1 protein-coding gene is annotated in these 1,344 nt (G+C 44.8%); it reads right to left on the bottom strand.

Annotation, left to right across the window (positions count from 1 at the left end):
• Positions 1 to 1,344, bottom strand: a 1,344-nt coding sequence (locus ACFIJW_RS00770) for a DUF4815 domain-containing protein (RefSeq protein ID WP_375632828.1), incomplete at both ends; no start/stop codon positions are given.

Raw genomic sequence — 1,344 nt, 5'->3', positions numbered from 1 at the left:
AATCTTAAAAGTGCTTTCAAGGACGCCATAGGAATTGGCAAAAAGGGGATAATTAGGCAAAACATTCACACCATCAAAGGTAAGACTTTCCAAGATTTCGCTACTGCCAAAACCTTCAATTTTAAAGTGAAGGGTAATTTGTCTTAAAAAGTCGATTTGTTCTTGGTGTGTGTTGATGAAATTATCGCTTACTTCTGTTCTACGTATGGTACTGCCACGGTTCCAGCCCATGATGATTTGATTGGTGATACCCGAGAGCCAATCGGTGCGTTGTTCATGCCAAAAGTCTGTTGCGGGTTCAAGGGTTACTGTACCAGGAAGGGGTGCAAAATTTTGATAAGGATTGATTTTTTCGCAAGCCGTTGTCAACTCTTGCGCAATGATCACTTCATTTGTCCAGTCAAGGGTGACAGGCGCTGTAAGATTAGCGGTGTAAAAGGTTGGATCAATGGCAAGCTGCAAAATGCCGTTGCCTACTGCCCCTGTTTGTTGAAAACCTTCATCTCTATAACTGTCATCGAAAAAAGGGTCGGCAAACATGCCTTTTTTGGCAACAGGCTCTTTAGAGTCTACATTGCTTTTAATGCGCTCTAACTGCATCAACCGATCAAGCGAGAGCACCCGTTGAAAATAGCGCCACATCTCATCATAGGGGGCAACGCGCGTCCCATCATTGACCACAACCGGCGTTTCAAGCCAATTGTTGGTGATCGTTGCAAGGGACAACACATCATCAGGGACACTGGGTGCCATGGGTTGGTCTACTGAGATACCTTTGATGTAAACCACATTGCCCCCTGTGTTGAGACCAATACGGTCAATGCGGGGGAGTTTGTAAGTGTAACTGACGATAATATCACCACCCTCCGCACCCCCTGAGACAGTGATTTCCTGCGCTGTTACTTTATCAGCCGTGATTTTTGCGCGATAGCGGTAAGTCACCTTATAGCTACTTCCCGCTAAAGGTTCGTCTCCTACGGGCGCCCAATCAATGGTGTCTCCGGTTTTTTTAAAATCCGTTCCTTCTTTAAATTCCTTAGTTCCTTGAACAATTTTGATAAAAGAGGTGATGCTTTTATCCGGCACCCCATCACGCCCAGCGGCAACGGCACCGCGGGTGACGTTAACGGTTTTTTCTTTTGTCAACAAAAGAGACTGAATATCAGCAATAGGAAAATAATAGGGTTTAAAGGTAAAACTTGTTTTCCCTTTTGGAGGCGAAAAAATATGCGTTTCGCTAGGAACAACGCTTGTCGAAAAATCTTGCATCTCTTCATGGCGCAAGGCGGCAAGGCGCTTGCGTTTAAAGCCATTGATATTGGCTTCTCCTTCTTGAATACTAAA

Source organism: Bartonella sp. MM97QHHN, assembly GCF_042194285.1.
Lineage (GTDB): Bacteria > Pseudomonadota > Alphaproteobacteria > Rhizobiales > Rhizobiaceae > Bartonella.
The sequence above is the reverse complement of the archived record's forward strand: the minus strand, read 5'-3'. Positions and strand labels throughout refer to the sequence as shown.